General features: G+C 62.1%; 17 protein-coding genes and 1 pseudogene. 10 read left to right on the top strand and 8 right to left on the bottom strand.

Going from position 1 to position 13,317, the window contains the following annotated elements; translation table 11 throughout:
* Positions 1-4: 4 nt before the first annotated feature.
* From NKI99_RS08035 to NKI99_RS08025, 3 genes are read left to right on the top strand one after another with little or no spacing between them, the layout of a single operon-like run.
* A complete protein-coding gene (locus NKI99_RS08035; RefSeq protein WP_352440367.1) occupies positions 5-634 on the top strand; it encodes a DUF1285 domain-containing protein in 630 nt (209 codons plus the stop codon).
* Positions 634-1,266 (top strand): CoA pyrophosphatase, encoded by a 633-nt coding sequence (locus NKI99_RS08030; protein WP_023809851.1) that lies wholly within the window; start codon positions 634-636, stop codon positions 1,264-1,266. The genes NKI99_RS08035 and NKI99_RS08030 overlap by 1 nt, the downstream gene beginning before the upstream one ends.
* Complete coding sequence (locus tag NKI99_RS08025; protein ID WP_352610491.1) at positions 1,263-2,528, top strand: CCA tRNA nucleotidyltransferase; 1,266 nt, start codon at positions 1,263-1,265, stop codon at positions 2,526-2,528. The genes NKI99_RS08030 and NKI99_RS08025 overlap by 4 nt, the downstream gene beginning before the upstream one ends.
* A gap of 1 nt (position 2,529) precedes the next feature.
* On the opposite strand, the gene NKI99_RS08020 is transcribed toward NKI99_RS08025, so the two are convergent.
* From NKI99_RS08020 to hemF, 3 genes are all read right to left on the bottom strand, one after another.
* Positions 2,530-2,715 (bottom strand): DUF1059 domain-containing protein, encoded by a 186-nt coding sequence (locus NKI99_RS08020; protein ID WP_013529972.1) that lies wholly within the window; start codon positions 2,713-2,715, stop codon positions 2,530-2,532.
* A gap of 227 nt (positions 2,716-2,942) precedes the next feature.
* Positions 2,943-3,203 carry a DUF1344 domain-containing protein gene (locus tag NKI99_RS08015; protein ID WP_023809849.1) on the bottom strand — a complete coding sequence of 87 codons (261 nt, stop codon included), beginning with the start codon at positions 3,201-3,203 and terminating at the stop codon, positions 2,943-2,945.
* A 310-nt stretch (positions 3,204-3,513) separates the two neighbouring features.
* Positions 3,514-4,428 carry an oxygen-dependent coproporphyrinogen oxidase gene (gene hemF / locus NKI99_RS08010; RefSeq protein WP_352610490.1) on the bottom strand — a complete coding sequence of 305 codons (915 nt, stop codon included), beginning with the start codon at positions 4,426-4,428 and terminating at the stop codon, positions 3,514-3,516.
* A gap of 167 nt (positions 4,429-4,595) precedes the next feature.
* Between hemF and NKI99_RS08005 the strand changes: the two genes are divergently transcribed.
* Complete coding sequence (locus tag NKI99_RS08005; protein ID WP_013529975.1) at positions 4,596-4,853, top strand: hypothetical protein; 258 nt, start codon at positions 4,596-4,598, stop codon at positions 4,851-4,853.
* On the opposite strand, the gene soxR is transcribed toward NKI99_RS08005, so the two are convergent.
* Together soxR and NKI99_RS07995 are read right to left on the bottom strand one after the other, a co-directional pair.
* A complete protein-coding gene (gene soxR / locus NKI99_RS08000) occupies positions 4,850-5,311 on the bottom strand; it encodes a redox-sensitive transcriptional activator SoxR (RefSeq protein WP_023809847.1) in 462 nt (153 codons plus the stop codon). The genes NKI99_RS08005 and soxR overlap by 4 nt on opposite strands.
* Positions 5,312-5,451: 140 nt before the next feature.
* Positions 5,452-5,910, bottom strand: coding sequence for a tRNA (cytidine(34)-2'-O)-methyltransferase (locus tag NKI99_RS07995; protein WP_127290158.1), 459 nt, complete (start codon positions 5,908-5,910; stop codon positions 5,452-5,454).
* 464 nt (positions 5,911-6,374) lie between these two features.
* On the opposite strand from NKI99_RS07995, the gene NKI99_RS07990 reads away from it, so the two are divergent.
* The 5 genes from NKI99_RS07990 to NKI99_RS07970 are packed head-to-tail and all read left to right on the top strand — an operon-like array spanning position 6,375 to position 11,377.
* Positions 6,375-6,770, top strand: coding sequence for a hypothetical protein (locus NKI99_RS07990; RefSeq protein ID WP_023809845.1), 396 nt, complete (start codon positions 6,375-6,377; stop codon positions 6,768-6,770).
* 29 nt (positions 6,771-6,799) lie between these two features.
* Positions 6,800-8,686 carry an ABC transporter ATP-binding protein gene (locus NKI99_RS07985; RefSeq protein WP_352610488.1) on the top strand — a complete coding sequence of 629 codons (1,887 nt, stop codon included), beginning with the start codon at positions 6,800-6,802 and terminating at the stop codon, positions 8,684-8,686.
* A 10-nt stretch (positions 8,687-8,696) separates the two neighbouring features.
* Positions 8,697-10,580 (top strand): ABC transporter ATP-binding protein, encoded by a 1,884-nt coding sequence (locus tag NKI99_RS07980; RefSeq protein ID WP_352610487.1) that lies wholly within the window; start codon positions 8,697-8,699, stop codon positions 10,578-10,580.
* Between the two features lie 4 nt (positions 10,581-10,584).
* Positions 10,585-11,064 (top strand): GNAT family N-acetyltransferase, encoded by a 480-nt coding sequence (locus tag NKI99_RS07975; RefSeq protein ID WP_352610486.1) that lies wholly within the window; start codon positions 10,585-10,587, stop codon positions 11,062-11,064.
* Between the two features lies 1 nt (position 11,065).
* Positions 11,066-11,377, top strand: coding sequence for a DUF6665 family protein (locus NKI99_RS07970; RefSeq protein WP_023809841.1), 312 nt, complete (start codon positions 11,066-11,068; stop codon positions 11,375-11,377).
* 62 nt (positions 11,378-11,439) lie between these two features.
* Here NKI99_RS07970 and NKI99_RS07965 read toward each other — a convergent pair.
* The 3 genes and pseudogenes from NKI99_RS07965 to NKI99_RS07955 all read right to left on the bottom strand — a co-directional run bounded on the left by NKI99_RS07965 (position 11,440) and on the right by NKI99_RS07955 (position 12,483).
* Positions 11,440-11,785: pseudogene (locus tag NKI99_RS07965) on the bottom strand (cupin domain-containing protein).
* Positions 11,786-12,208: a type II toxin-antitoxin system VapC family toxin gene (locus NKI99_RS07960; protein ID WP_023809840.1), complete on the bottom strand. Its 423-nt coding sequence runs from the start codon at positions 12,206-12,208 to the stop codon at positions 11,786-11,788.
* A complete protein-coding gene (locus tag NKI99_RS07955) occupies positions 12,208-12,483 on the bottom strand; it encodes a type II toxin-antitoxin system Phd/YefM family antitoxin (protein ID WP_031212730.1) in 276 nt (91 codons plus the stop codon). Before NKI99_RS07955 ends, NKI99_RS07960 begins: the two co-directional genes overlap by 1 nt.
* A 260-nt stretch (positions 12,484-12,743) precedes the next feature.
* Here NKI99_RS07955 and petA point away from each other — a divergent pair, with 260 nt between their 5' ends.
* A complete protein-coding gene (gene petA / locus NKI99_RS07950) occupies positions 12,744-13,304 on the top strand; it encodes a ubiquinol-cytochrome c reductase iron-sulfur subunit (protein ID WP_023809838.1) in 561 nt (186 codons plus the stop codon).
* The last annotated feature ends 13 nt before the right edge of the window (positions 13,305-13,317 follow it).

The following is a 13,317-nucleotide window of genomic DNA, read 5'->3' as shown; positions in this document are numbered from 1 at the left end:
GACCATGACGGGACCCTTGGGACATCGTGAAGAAAGCCTGACTGATGCCACCGAGGCGCGTGGTCTCGAGGCGCTGATCTCGCGCGCCGCCCGTGCCGGCAAGGGCGCGGCACCCGTCGAACGCTGGAATCCCGACTTCTGCGGCGATCTCGACATGGAGATCAAGGCCGACGGCACTTGGTTCTATCTGGGCACGCCGATCGGGCGCATGCCGCTGGTGCAGCTGTTTTCCTCGGTGCTGCGCAAGGACGCCGATGGCAGGACCTATCTGGTGACACCCGTGGAAAAGGTCGGCATCCGCGTCGCCGATGCGCCGTTCATCGCCGTCGAGATGGACGTTGCGGGTAGCGGCGAAGCGCAGACTATCACCTTCCGCACCAATGTCGGCGATGTCGTCGAGGCCGGGCCGGAGCGCCCGCTGCGCTTTGTCGACGAGAACGAGACCGGCGGGCTGAAGCCCTATGTGCTGGTGCGCGGCCGGCTGGAGGCGCTGGTGGCGCGGCCGGTGATGTATGAACTGGTCGGGCATGGCGAGGAGATCGAGATCGGCGGCAAGACGATGTTCGCGGTGCGCTCCAAGGGCGCCGTGTTCCCGATCATGCCGGCGGACCAGTTGAAGCGGCTGAGTGTGTGATGGACCAGGTGACGCCGGCGCCGTTTTCATCCGCGGATTTTCGCGCGCGCTTTGCCGTGCAGCCCGATGCGCATGCAGGCGACGATTATGGCGATCATCGCTTCAACCCCGGCCATCCGCGCCTCAATCAGGGCATGGCGCTGCGCAATGCCGCGGTGCTGATCCCGGTGGTCGATCATGAGGGCGATGCGACGGTTCTCCTGACCAAACGGGCCGAAAAGCTGCGCAGCCATTCGGGGCAGGTGGCATTTCCGGGCGGCACAATCGATCCGACCGATCCGAGCCCTGAGGCTGCGGCGCTGCGCGAGACCTTCGAGGAGATCGGGCTTGGCCGAGACCGCATCGAGATCATCGGCCGCATGCCCGACTATGTGGCCGGCAGCGGCTACCGCATCGCGCCGGTGCTGGGCATCGTGCTGCCCGGTTTCCAACTGACGCTCAACGCCGACGAGGTCGACGCCGCTTTCGAAGTGCCCCTGCGCTTCTTGATGGACCCGGCCAACCACAAGCGCGACAGCCGTATGTGGAACGATCTCGAATGGTTCTTCTACGACATGCCTTACGGCGAACGGCGCATCTGGGGCGTCACCGCCGGCATCATCCGTACCCTCTATGAAAGGCTTTATGCGTGAGTGTCTCGATCGCGGAAAGGGCCGACTGGCTCGGCGACAAGCATCTGCAGCGCCTGCTGTTCGCACTGGCCGAAGGCGGTGAAGAGGCGCGAGTCGCAGGCGGCGCGGTGCGCAACACGCTGATGGGCCAGCCGGTCGCCGACATCGACATCGCCACCACCTGCCTGCCAGAGGAAACCCTCCGCCGCGCCGAAGCGGAAGGGTTCAAGGCGGTGCCAACCGGCATCGAGCATGGGACAATCACCGTGGTTGCCGGCGGAAAACCTTATGAAATCACGACCTTGCGCGCTGATATCGAGACCGACGGGCGGCGCGCGAAAGTGTCGTTCGGGCGCGACTGGAAGCTCGATGCCGAGCGGCGCGACTTCACCATCAACGCGCTCTATGCCGGGGCCGATGGCAAGGTGGTCGACCTGGTCGGCGGCATTGCCGACATCGAGGCACGCCGCCTGCGCTTCATCGGCGACCCGGAAGCGCGCATTCGCGAAGACTACCTGCGCATCCTGCGCTTCTTCCGCTTCTTCGCCTGGTACGGCGACGGGCGGCCGGACGCCGAAGGGCTGAAAGCCTGTGCCCGGCTTAAGGAAGGGCTGGCCCAGCTTTCGTCCGAGCGAATCTGGTCGGAACTGAAGAAACTTTTGTCGGCGCCCGATCCGTCACGGGCGCTGCTCTGGATGCGGCAGGCAGGTGTCTTGACCGCAGCGCTGCCGGAAAGCGAGAAATGGGGCATCGATGCCATCCATGGGTTGGCCAAGGCCGGGAAGGATCTGGGCTGGGCACCCGACCCGCTGCTCAGACTGGAAGCGATCGTGCCGCCCGATGCCGCGCGCATGAAGACGCTTGCCGAGCGGCTCAAATTTTCGACCGCTGAAGCGGATCGCCTGCGCCACTGGGCGCTTGCCACCGCCGTCGAGCCGAAGACGACCGAGGGCGAACTGGCGAAAAGGCTCTATCGCGGTGACCGGCAGGGGTTTGTCGACCGTCTGCGGCTGTCGCTTGCGGCAGCCAGGGTGCGCGCCGTCGAGGACAATGAGGCGCTGCTCGAAGCCGGTGGCTTTTCGCGCCTGCTCGCCTTCGCCATCAAATGGGAAAAGCCGTTGTTTCCACTGAAAGGTGCCGATCTCACGGCGCTCGGCGCAACTCCAGGACCGAAACTCGGCGAAATCCTAAGGAATCTCGAGGCGGAATGGGTCGAAGCCGGGTTTGCCCCTGATCGCGACGCGCTCCTCAAGCGCGCCGCCGAAGCCTTGAAGGCCGGGTAGATCAGGCCGCGTCGCGGGTCTTTTCGATGCGCGAGCGGATCGCCTCGATCATCGTCTCGCGGATCACCGTCTCACCATGCGTCTCGCGCATGTGCTCGACGGCACGGCGCATGACCTCGGCCTCCTCGTCGGCACGCGTGTGCCAGTCACAGCCGGGCACGAGCGACCCGCAGTGAAATTCCTTCATGAGATTTCTCCTTTTCCTCCGTGGAGCCCGAGGCTCCGGCACTTTTTTGGCTGACGGTCCAAATCCGAGATCGGATACTGGGGCCGCGAGCGGGAGAAGCATAACACAGGTAGAGTGGCATTGGTTGCAGTCAACGGCGAAAAGGCGGAGCAGGCGCTGCTCCGCCCTCTTACGCTACCCCCAAACAGGACCGGATATCGTCTCATCCTGCTCTGGCGGGCAAGCCATCATTTTGCGACCTTGACGGCCTCGGCGACCTTGTTCTTGCCCTTCATATCCCATGAGACGCGGACCTTTTCACCGACCGTCAGGCCAGGATCCTTGAAGGTTTTGGGAAGCGTAAAAGACGATCCATCATCGAGGACCAGGCTCATGGCCGTCGTGTCAAAGGTCTTGATCGTTCCGGTGGTGTGCTTGACGGCGGCGAATGCCACTGAACCGGAAGCGAGAAGGGCAGCGGCGGCAGCCGAAACAATGATCTTGCGCATTGCGAAGTACTCCTGGAAAGGCGGGTATCTTTTGACGAAGATGTCCCGCATCGTCTTGGGCCGTCCGGTCGCGTCGGGTCGCGGCTCGCTTTGTCTTGACGCAATTCCGGTCGGAAAGCCGTTTCGCACTTTCCTGGAATTGCGCGCAGGCGAGCCGCCGGCGCTTCCCGACCCGGCGCCACAAATAGACCAGTCTTTTCAACAGCCTATTAGACGAAAAAGAAATTTTTCGCCGCACCGTGTGCCACATTCCATGCCCATTTCGAGCGAATGGGACATCAATGCGGCTCACGCCGGGCTCACCATTTTGTTACGGCCAGCGGACCTCGGGCGGCAGGCTGGAGAGAATGGACGCGACATTGCCGCCGGTCTTCAGTCCGAAGATGGTGCCGCGATCGTGAAGCAGATTGAATTCGACATAGCGGCCGCGGCGGATGAGCTGTTCGTCACGGTCGCCATCGGTCCAGTTCTCGTTGAAGTTGGCGCGCACCAGGTGGCCATAGACGACGAGAAAAGAGCGGCCGACATCCTGGACGAAGTTGAAATCGGCATTCCAGCCGCCTTTGTCGTCACCCGAATGCAGCCAGTCGAAGAAGATGCCGCCGGTGCCGCGCGGCTCGTTGCGGTGCGACAGATAGAAGTACTCGTCGCACCAGGCCTTGAATTTCGGGTAATCGGCGACCGCGGCATTCTTCTCGCAAGCGAATTGCATGGCGCGGTGGAAGGCGACGGTATCAGGGTCGTCCTGGGTGCGGCGGCGATCGAGCACCGGTGTCAGATCGGCGCCGCCGCCGAACCATTGGCGAGATGTGACCACCATGCGCGTGTTCATGTGCACGGCCGGAACGTTTGGGTTCCAGGGATGCGCGATCAGCGAAATGCCAGATGCCCAAAAGCGCGGGTCTTCCTCGGCGCCCGGCATCTGCTTCCTGAATTCGGGTGAGAACTCGCCGTGGACGGTCGAAGTGTGGACGCCGACCTTTTCGAAGACGCGGCCGTGCATCATCGACATGGTGCCGCCGCCGCCGCGCCCCTCGTCACGTTCCCATGGCGTCTTTTCGAAGCGGCCGGGCGACCACGAGGCCAGCGGCCCGCCAAGATCCTGCTCGATCTGCTCGAAGGTGGCGCAGATGCGTTCGCGCAGCGCCTCGAACCACAGCCTTGCCTTCATCTTCTTCTGTTCGATGTCGGCGGGCAGGCCTGCCGGTATTTCTGGTCGTTCCAAGTGCCGTCTCCGGTTGGGGCGGCGAGTCCCACAAATGACTCGTCTTTTGCCGGCGCGATCCCTAATCTCTTAAGGGCAAGGGTCAAGTCACTTTGGTTTTGCGCATGATCCTTTCCGAAACTCGATTCCGATTTCGGGGTCATGCGCCAGGTGCAAGGAGTTGTTTCGTGCGCACCCCGGCAAGACCGCCGCTGGATGGCCTGAAGAAAAGGCTCGACCAAAGCCGTGCCGAGCGTGTTCGTATGCCGCGCGACGGTTTCCTGCGCGAGACCTTCGTGCTGCCGCGCTCCGATGCGCGGCTCAAGGCCAAGGAATGGTTCGAGCGCTTTCCCAAGCAGGCCTACTGGACCGAGATCGAAAGCTGGTTCGAGCGGCCGGGCGACTTGATTGAGTTCACCATCAGGCGCTTGCCTGCGGCTGACTAGGATGTCCTCGAGAGAGGCGGAGCAACCAGCCTTCTTGCCCCTGTCCCCTCGCGCGCCAGCCGGTCGCCCTTGTTACGCAGCGGGCATTTGTCGATCGACATGCAGCCGCAGCCGATGCAGTCGGTCAGCCCGTCGCGCAGTTTCTTCAACTGGGCGATCTTGTGATCGAGCCCGTCGCGCCAGGCGGTCGACAAAAGGTTCCAGTCATCGCGCGTCGGCGTGCGGCCTTCTGGCAGCGATGCCAGGGCTTCACCGATCTCGGCCAGCGAAATGCCGACCTCCTGCGCCACCTTGATGATCGCCACGCGCCGCAGCACGTCACGGCCGTAGCGGCGCTGATTTCCCGCCGTGCGGTGGCTGCGGATCAGGCCGCGGGCCTCATAGAAATGCAATGCCGACACCGCCACACCGCTGCGCATGGCGACCTGGCCGACCGTTAATTCCGTTATCGGTGCCATCTCTGTTTTTCGTCCCGATTTTTCCGCTTGACCTCAAGTTAAGTTGAGCTTGTAGCGAAGAAACCCAGGATCTGCAAACGAAGGAGAAGGCGATGTGCGCCTGGGTCAAGATGACGGGAGACGGGCTTGCCGGCGAACCCCTATCCCAGTTGCCGGATGGCTTCGCCCGCCACCATGGCGACGGAAAGCGCGACATTGATGCTGCGCGCCGCGCCCTGCATGGGGATGGTCAGCCGCGCATCCGCCGCCTGATGAACAGGATCCGGAACGCCTGCGGATTCGCGGCCGAACAGGAGGATGTCGCCATCGGCGAAGGTGAAGCTGGTGTAAGCGGTCGTGGCTTTGGTCGACAGCAGCACCAGCCGGTGCGCGCCGGCTTTGCGCCAGTCCTCGAAGGCGTGCCAGTCGACATGCCGGATCAAAGCAGCCATTTCGAGGTAGTCCATGCCGGCTCGCTTGAGCGCTTTGTCGGAGAGCGGAAAGCCGGCCGGTTCAATGATATCTACGCCGAGCCCGAGGCAAGCGGCGAAGCGCAGGATTGTCCCGGTGTTGCCGGCGATATCCGGCTGGTAGAGCGCGATGCGGAGACGACAGTTCATTTCCGCGTCTTTCTAATAAGTGGCAAATCGGCCACAGCGGGCTCGCGGTTTTGGAAATTGCTGGACCTGCGGGTGGCCATTTTCTGCGAAGTCGGGTATGTCAGCTCCATTGTCAACCCGAACCGATGGAGGGGTAATTCATGATGACCATGCACATCCAGCGCCCCTCTTATGGGCTTACCTGCCTGCCGGCGGTTTCGGTACGACGATTCTCCTGACTCTCTAAGACTTGATCGCACCGATTCCCGCCGAAACGATTTTTCGGCTCTCGAAGGAATCCTGCGATGTTTTTCAAAAAGTCAAAAGGGCTAAACGCCCCAACTGAAGCTGTCCGGACCGATGCTTGTCGTGTCCGGACCGATGCTTATCGTGTCCAGACCGACGCAAAGCGCGCCTCCGGCCGAATGCCGGCGGACGATATTGCTTCGCCTTTTTATCTCGATTTTCACACGGAGGACGGACCGATGTTCGATCCCTATAGAATACCTGGCTCGAGGAGCCTGCATATCCACCGACTGCCGACCTGGGCGCTGCTGATCGGCGACACCTATTCGTCTGCGGTTCACGCCGAGGTTCGCCGCCGGCCGCATCGCGGCATGCTGCCGGATGTCGATTTTTCGCGCGCGGTTCCCGATCCGAGCCGCCCGTCGCTGGTGCGCCGGATCATCCGGCTGGTCAGGCCGGGCGCGAAAAACCGGGCTGGCGGCACCGTGTCGTCAGGATCGGCTGGCGCAGCTGTCGGCGAAAAGCCCGCGAGCCCCTATATTGCACGAGGCATGGCCGACGGTCCGGGTGATTCCAGACCGTCGGCCCTTGATGCCATGGGTACCGGGGATTTCGTACGCTCACGTGCCGCGTAAGCGGCAAACACATTTCACAGGCATAACCTATGTTGTTGTTTAGCTGGTTTGAAAAAAGGCTCGATCCGTTCCCCGCAGCGGAACCGGCCGAGCCGCCCAAGACGCTGGTTGCCTTCTGCCTGCATTATACGCGCGGCGCATGGCCTTATATCCTTTTCGACGCGGTGCTGGTGACGGCCATCGCGATCGCCGAAGTATGGATGTTCGGCTTCCTCGGCCGCATCGTCGACTGGCTGTCGGGGCAGAATCGCGAAACCTTCCTGCAGACGGAAGCCTGGAAGCTCGCCGGCATGGCCTTCATCGTGCTGTTCGCGCTGCCGGGCACGGTATGGCTGCATTCGTTTCTCAACCAGCAGACGCTGATGGGCAATTATCCCATGCGCATCCGCTGGCAGGTGCACCGCTATCTGCTCAAGCAGTCGATGAGTTTCTACCAGGACGAGTTCGCCGGCCGCATCGCGACAAAGCTGATGCAGACGGCTCTCGCCGTGCGCGAATGCGTCATCAAGGTGATCGACGTCCTGAACTACGTTATCGTCTATTTCCTCGGCATGCTGCTCATCGTCGGCTCGGCCGACTGGCGGCTGGCCGCGCCGCTCGGCGTCTGGCTGGTCGGCTATATCCTTTTGCTGCGGTTTTTCATTCCCCGGCTGGGCAAGGTTGGCGAGGAACAGGCCAATGCGCGCTCGATCATGACGGGCCGTGTCGTCGACAGCTACTCCAACATCCAGACGGTCAAGCTGTTCAGCCATGCACGCCGCGAAGCGTCATTCGCCAAAGACGGCATGTCCGGCTTTCTCGAAACGGTCTACCGGTCGATGCGGCTGGTGACAGTGCTTTTTGGCTCGCTTTACATCCTAAATGCATTGCTCTTGTTCTCTGTCACCGCGATGGCGTTGTGGCTGTGGCTGGGGCAAGCAGTGACGATCGGCGCGGTCGCCGTGGTCATCGGCCTTGTGCTCAGGATGTGGGGGATGTCGCAATGGATCATGTGGGAAATGTCGGGCCTGTTCGAGAACATCGGCACGGTGCAGGACGGCATCGCCTCAATCTCGCTGCCGCGCCTTGTCAAGGACAGGCCGGACGCGAAGGAGATCAGCGTTTCCAGGGGTGAGATCCGCTTTGAGGACATTCGCTTCCACTACGGCAAGCAGAAGGGTGTGATTGAAGGCCTGTCGCTGGCGGTGAAACCGGGCGAGAAGGTCGGCATCGTCGGCCGTTCCGGCGCCGGCAAGTCGACGCTGGTCAACCTGTTGCTGCGCTTCTACGACCTCGAAGCCGGGCAGATATTGATCGACGGCCAGGAGATCGCCGGTGTGAAGCAGGATTCGCTGCGTGCGCAGATCGGCATGGTCACGCAGGACACCTCGCTGCTGCATCGTTCGGTGCGCGAGAACATCCTTTATGGCCGGCCCGATGCCACCGACGAGATGCTTGTCGAGGCGGCGCGCCGCGCCGAGGCGCTGGATTTCATCGGCGGGCTTTCGGATGCCAGCGGCCGCAAGGGCTTCGATGCCCATGTCGGTGACCGCGGCGTCAAATTGTCCGGCGGCCAGCGGCAACGCGTCGCCATTGCTCGCGTTATGTTGAAGGACGCACCTATACTTATCCTTGACGAAGCGACTTCGGCGCTTGATTCCGAAGCCGAGGCGGCGATCCAAGAGAATCTCTACAAGCTCATGCAAGGCAAAACCGTCATCGCCATAGCGCACCGGCTGTCGACCATCGCGGCGATGGACAGGCTGGTGGTGATGGACAAGGGTCGTGTCATCGAGGAAGGTTCGCACGAGGAACTCGTCGCCAAGGGCGGGCTCTACGCGCAGCTCTGGCAGCGCCAGTCGGGCGGGTTCCTGCTTGAGGACGGTCCCGCCGACGCCGCCAACGACGCACTTGCAAAGGGGCAAGCCGCAGAATGATGGCCGCCGCATGATGACAGCCGTCTATCGCTGGTTCGAGAACTGGGTCTATCCGTTCAGGGAGCCAGCGAATCTTCGGCCACCGACCAGCGTCGGCGGCTTTCTCTGGCACTATGTCGGCCAGGCGAAGTTCGCCTTCTTCGCCATGCTGGTCATCGGCGGCATCGCGCCGCTGGTCGAGGCCGGCCTGTTCTACTTCGTCGGGCGGCTGGTCGATATTCTCGACCAGCTTCCCGCCGAGCGCAGTTGGCACGCACTGTGGGCCGCCGCAGGCCCTGAACTGGTTTTCATGGCCGTGGTGGTGCTGGTCATCCGCACCGTCGTCGTCGGCCTTTCGGCGCTGGTCGACGAACAGACGATCACGCCCGGCTTCTACAATCTGGTGCGCTGGCAGGCGCACCGGCATGTCTCGCGCCAGTCCGACGCCTTCTTCCAGAACGATTTCGCCGGCCGCATCGCAACAAAGGTCTGGCAGGCGGGCCAGGCCACCGGCGACCTGATGGAAAGCTTCATCGAGGTCGTCTGGTTCATGATCGTCTATACGGTGACGACGCTGGCGCTGGTCGCAGGCCTCGATCTCAGGCTGGCGGTGCTGGTGGTGATCTGGATTTCCGCTTTCGCTTGGCTGGCCAAGCTCTATCTGCCGGCAATCCGCAAGCATGCCGAGGAAACAGCCGAGGCCGGCTCGATGATCACCGGCCGCATTGTCGATTCCTATTCCAACGTGCAGACGCTGAAACTGTTCTCGGCCGATGGCGACGACCGCTACATCAGGAACGGTTTCGACATCTACCTCGACGCATTGCGCCCGTTCACCCGCCGGCTGACCGGCGTGCGCATGGCGCTGACGACGCTGTCGGGCATCATGATCACGGCGATCGGCTGTTTTGCCGTCTATCTCTGGGTCGAGGGCTCGATCACCGTCGGCGCTGTCGCCTTCACCCTGTCGCTGGTGCTGCGGCTCAACATGCTGCTTGGCCGGCTGATGATGCAGCTCAACAGCATCTTGCGAAACCTCGGCGTGCTGGAGAACTCCAAGGCGCTGATTTCGCAGCCGCTCGGCCTCACGGATGCGCCCCACGCCAAGGAACTCGTGGTGGCAGGCGGGCGTATCGAGGTGAGGAACGTCGAGTTCCATTACGGCAAAGGTTTCGGCGTGCTGAACGGCATCGACCTTGTCGTCAAGCCGGGCGAGAAGGTCGGGCTGGTCGGACCGTCTGGCGCGGGCAAGACGACCCTCGCCAATCTGATCCTGCGGCTCTACGATCTGGAGAGCGGGTCGATCACCATCGATGGCCAGGATGTCGCCAAAGTCACGCAAAATTCGCTGCGCGCCAATATCGGCGTCGTCAGCCAGGACACGGCGCTGTTCCACCGTTCGCTGCGCGACAACATCAAGCTCGGCATGCCTGACGCGACCGATGCGGAGGTGATCGCGGCGGCGAAAAAGGCCGAGGCGCACGAGTTCATCCTGACCTTGCGCGACAACAGGGACCGCGCCGGCTACGAGGCCTTTGTCGGCGAGCGCGGCGTCAAACTGTCGGGCGGCCAGCGCCAGCGCGTGGCGATCGCCCGTGTCTTCCTGAAGGACGCGCCGATCCTGATCCTCGACGAGGCGACCTCGGCGCTCGACTCGGATATCGAGGCGGCAATCCAGGAGAATCTGACGCGGCTGATGGAGAACAAGACGGTCATCGCCATCGCCCACCGTCTGTCGACGATCGCGGCACTCGATCGGCTGGTGGTGCTCGATGGCGGCCGCATCGTCGAGCAAGGCACGCATGACCAGCTGGTGGCGCTCGACGGGCTCTATGCGCGGCTGTGGAAGCGGCAGTCCGGCGGCTTTCTCTATCACGAGGACAGCGTGCTCGAAGAGACGCGGCCTGCGGAGTAGCTCCATGGCTGGATCAACAGGCGCCATCTCAGAGGTCGGCTACGTGCTCAAGCGGCTCCGGCCGACCATGCCGGCCTTCGACACGCTGAAGGAAGAGAGCCGGCTGGAAGGCTACTGGATGCTGGTGCGCCTGGCGGATGGCTGGGCAAGTGGCCGCAACAAGTTCCTGAAACGGGGCGAGGCGCTGTACGGAGCTTGGGATGGAAGGGAACTCGCCGGCGTGTGCGGGTTGAACATAGATCCCTATTTCGAGGCCAGGGACCACGGCCGGGTCCGGCACCTGTTCGTCAGTGCGCGGCACCGTCGCGCCGGCCTTGGCCGGATGCTGGTCGAGACCGTTATCGACAGGGCACGTCACCATTTCGCCGTGCTGAACACCCGCGCGCCGCAAGAAGCCTTCGGTTTCTACGAACGGCTTGGCTTTCAGCGCGTGGAAGGCGAAGAATTCGTCACACACCGCATGGTCTTCGGGAAAGGAAGCTGAAATGTCCTTGCGTCCGCCATCTCATCTAGCCGGCGCCTCGTCCGCGGAAGCCGCCTTCGACGCGCTCGGCCATGAAATATTGGCGGAAAAGGCGGCAGCACTTGGCCGCGCCGGCCAGCGGGTAGAGGAAACGTTGGCCAGGCTGCGCGACAATGCCGACGAGCAACTGCGCCCCCGGCTGCTCAAGGATGCCGCCGAGGCGGTGCATGGCTATTTCATCCAGCGCGAGCTGTGCGGCTTGCGCAAGCACGATACCGTCATTCGTGAATACAACATCCCGAAAGCGGTGCTGGCCAGGCTCGGCGCGAAATAACTCTCTTTTGTTGGACCATGATCTTATTCCGAAAACCGGTTCCCACTTTTCGGGATCATGGTCTACTCAAGCCATTCGGTGATGAAGCTGCCATTCTCGTGGATGTCGGTCGTCTCCAGCGGGCCTGGGCCGAGATTGGTGAATTTGTGCGGCGTATTGGGCGGCACGATCAGGATCTGGCCGGCGGATGCCTCGATCTCCTGGTCGCCGACGGTGAACAGGCCGGTGCCCTGGCGAATGATGAAGATCTCAGCGTAGGGATGTGTATGCAGGCGGGGCCGCCTCCGACGCCAGGCAGATAGTTGAAGATCAGGCAGGAGAGCCGTAGGCGCCACATTGCAATTCGCCCTTCCAATGGTCGGAACGAACAGACCAGGTGTCGCGGTCTATGATTTGTGCCCTGGCTATCTAGCCCTTCGCGGGTATCCAGGGATTGAAAAGCTTCACCCCGGTGCCCTCAAAATCCTTGGTATTGCGTGTCACGACTGTCAAATTATTGACAAGCGCGCTGGCGGCAATGAGAGCATCGCGTTCCGGCTTAGGGTCAGGAACGTGGAGGTTTGCGCAACGCACGACAACGGCCGTGTCTATGCTCAGTATCCGGTCGTCGAACTGTGGAATTAGTATTTGATCCAACCACTCACGGTACATGGCGGCCTGGCGGGTGTCCTTCCTCGACAACAACAGTGTTCCGATTTCGAGTTCCAGGATCGAAATCACCGACATGAAAAAGCTGGCGACGTCGTGGGTCTCAGACCAGGCTAAAACGTTGCGATCGGCCTTGTCCCGACGACGCAGATTCGAAACGACATTGGTGTCGAGAATAAACATCAGTCGAGATCGGGAATCTTGAAAAACGGTCCTTCCAGGCGAGGTGGTTCCCAGTCGAAGTCTGCTTCGGGGCGATCGTCGGCAATCGCGTCCGCGAGGCTTCTCGGCTTCTTCTCCAACCGCTCGTATTCCTCCATCGAAATCAGCACATGGGAAGGCTTGCCGCGATCGGTGATGATAACCGGTCCGTTCCTGGCAGCCCGCTTCGCAAGCGCCGTGTCCTGGTTGAATTCACGGCTCGACATGATGGTGATCGTCTTCGTTGAGATGTTCATTTCAGCACCTCCGTCGAGTAGATGTAGACATATTGCTACATTTAGCCAAGCACGTCAAATTCATCGCTGTGCGGAACGCCCGCGACAATCTGCCCTTGTGCCTTCACCCGTCTGGACAAAAACGGGCTTCACGCATAAACCGAAGTCCAAATGCCGGAGGAATTCGCAAGCCTGTTCGCCATGCGCTGTCGGGTTGGCGTAATTGAGCGGGGAACAAGGCTCAGCCACCGGCACGGAAGAGGCGAAAGGATCAGGCACCCGTGAGCGCAACCGACACCCAGGATCCCAACCGTCGTGATTTTCTCTACGTCGCCACCGGCATGGCCGCAGTGGTCGGCGCGGGTGCTTTCGCGTGGCCGTTCATCGACCAGATGCGCCCCGATGCCTCGACGCTGGCGCTCGCTTCCGTCGAAGTCGACGTCGCCTCACTGACGCCGGGCATGTCGCTGATCGTCAAGTGGCGCGGCAAGCCGGTCGTGGTCCGCAACCGCACCGAACAGGAAATGAAGGACGGCGAGGCTGTCAATCTCGCCGATCTCAAGGATCCGATCGCCCGCAACGCCAATCTGCCGTCCGATGCGCCGGCGACCGACGCCAATCGCACCACGCCCGGCAAGGAGGCCTGGATGGTGATGGTTCAGGTCTGCACGCATCTCGGCTGCATTCCGCTTGGCCAGGAAGGCGATTTCGGCGGCTGGTTCTGCCCGTGCCACGGTTCGCAATACGATACGGCCGGCCGCATCCGCAAAGGCCCGGCGCCTGAGAACATGGCGGTTCCGGTATTCAAGTTCATTTCCGATACCAAGATCCTTATCGGTTGAGGCAGGGGATATT

Source organism: Mesorhizobium sp. M0239 (assembly GCF_040321815.1).
Lineage (GTDB): Bacteria > Pseudomonadota > Alphaproteobacteria > Rhizobiales > Rhizobiaceae > Mesorhizobium.
Note: the sequence above shows the minus strand (reverse complement) of the source record. Positions and strands in the feature narration are given on the sequence as shown.

Bases quoted from the DNA above. Each gene is read 5' to 3' on its own strand.
- NKI99_RS08035 (WP_352440367.1), top strand. From the start codon at position 5: ATGACGGGACCCTTGGGACATCGTGAAGAAAGCCTGACTGATGCCACC.
- NKI99_RS08030 (WP_023809851.1), top strand. From the start codon at position 634: ATGGACCAGGTGACGCCGGCGCCGTTTTCATCCGCGGATTTTCGCGCG.
- NKI99_RS08020 (WP_013529972.1), bottom strand. From the start codon at position 2,715: ATGAAGGAATTTCACTGCGGGTCGCTCGTGCCCGGCTGTGACTGGCAC.
- NKI99_RS08015 (WP_023809849.1), bottom strand. From the start codon at position 3,203: ATGCGCAAGATCATTGTTTCGGCTGCCGCCGCTGCCCTTCTCGCTTCC.
- soxR (WP_023809847.1), bottom strand. From the start codon at position 5,311: ATGGCACCGATAACGGAATTAACGGTCGGCCAGGTCGCCATGCGCAGC.
- NKI99_RS07995 (WP_127290158.1), bottom strand. From the start codon at position 5,910: ATGAACTGTCGTCTCCGCATCGCGCTCTACCAGCCGGATATCGCCGGC.
- NKI99_RS07990 (WP_023809845.1), top strand. From the start codon at position 6,375: ATGTTCGATCCCTATAGAATACCTGGCTCGAGGAGCCTGCATATCCAC.
- NKI99_RS07985 (WP_352610488.1), top strand. From the start codon at position 6,800: ATGTTGTTGTTTAGCTGGTTTGAAAAAAGGCTCGATCCGTTCCCCGCA.
- NKI99_RS07980 (WP_352610487.1), top strand. From the start codon at position 8,697: ATGATGACAGCCGTCTATCGCTGGTTCGAGAACTGGGTCTATCCGTTC.
- NKI99_RS07975 (WP_352610486.1), top strand. From the start codon at position 10,585: ATGGCTGGATCAACAGGCGCCATCTCAGAGGTCGGCTACGTGCTCAAG.
- NKI99_RS07970 (WP_023809841.1), top strand. From the start codon at position 11,066: ATGTCCTTGCGTCCGCCATCTCATCTAGCCGGCGCCTCGTCCGCGGAA.
- NKI99_RS07960 (WP_023809840.1), bottom strand. From the start codon at position 12,208: ATGTTTATTCTCGACACCAATGTCGTTTCGAATCTGCGTCGTCGGGAC.
- NKI99_RS07955 (WP_031212730.1), bottom strand. From the start codon at position 12,483: ATGAACATCTCAACGAAGACGATCACCATCATGTCGAGCCGTGAATTC.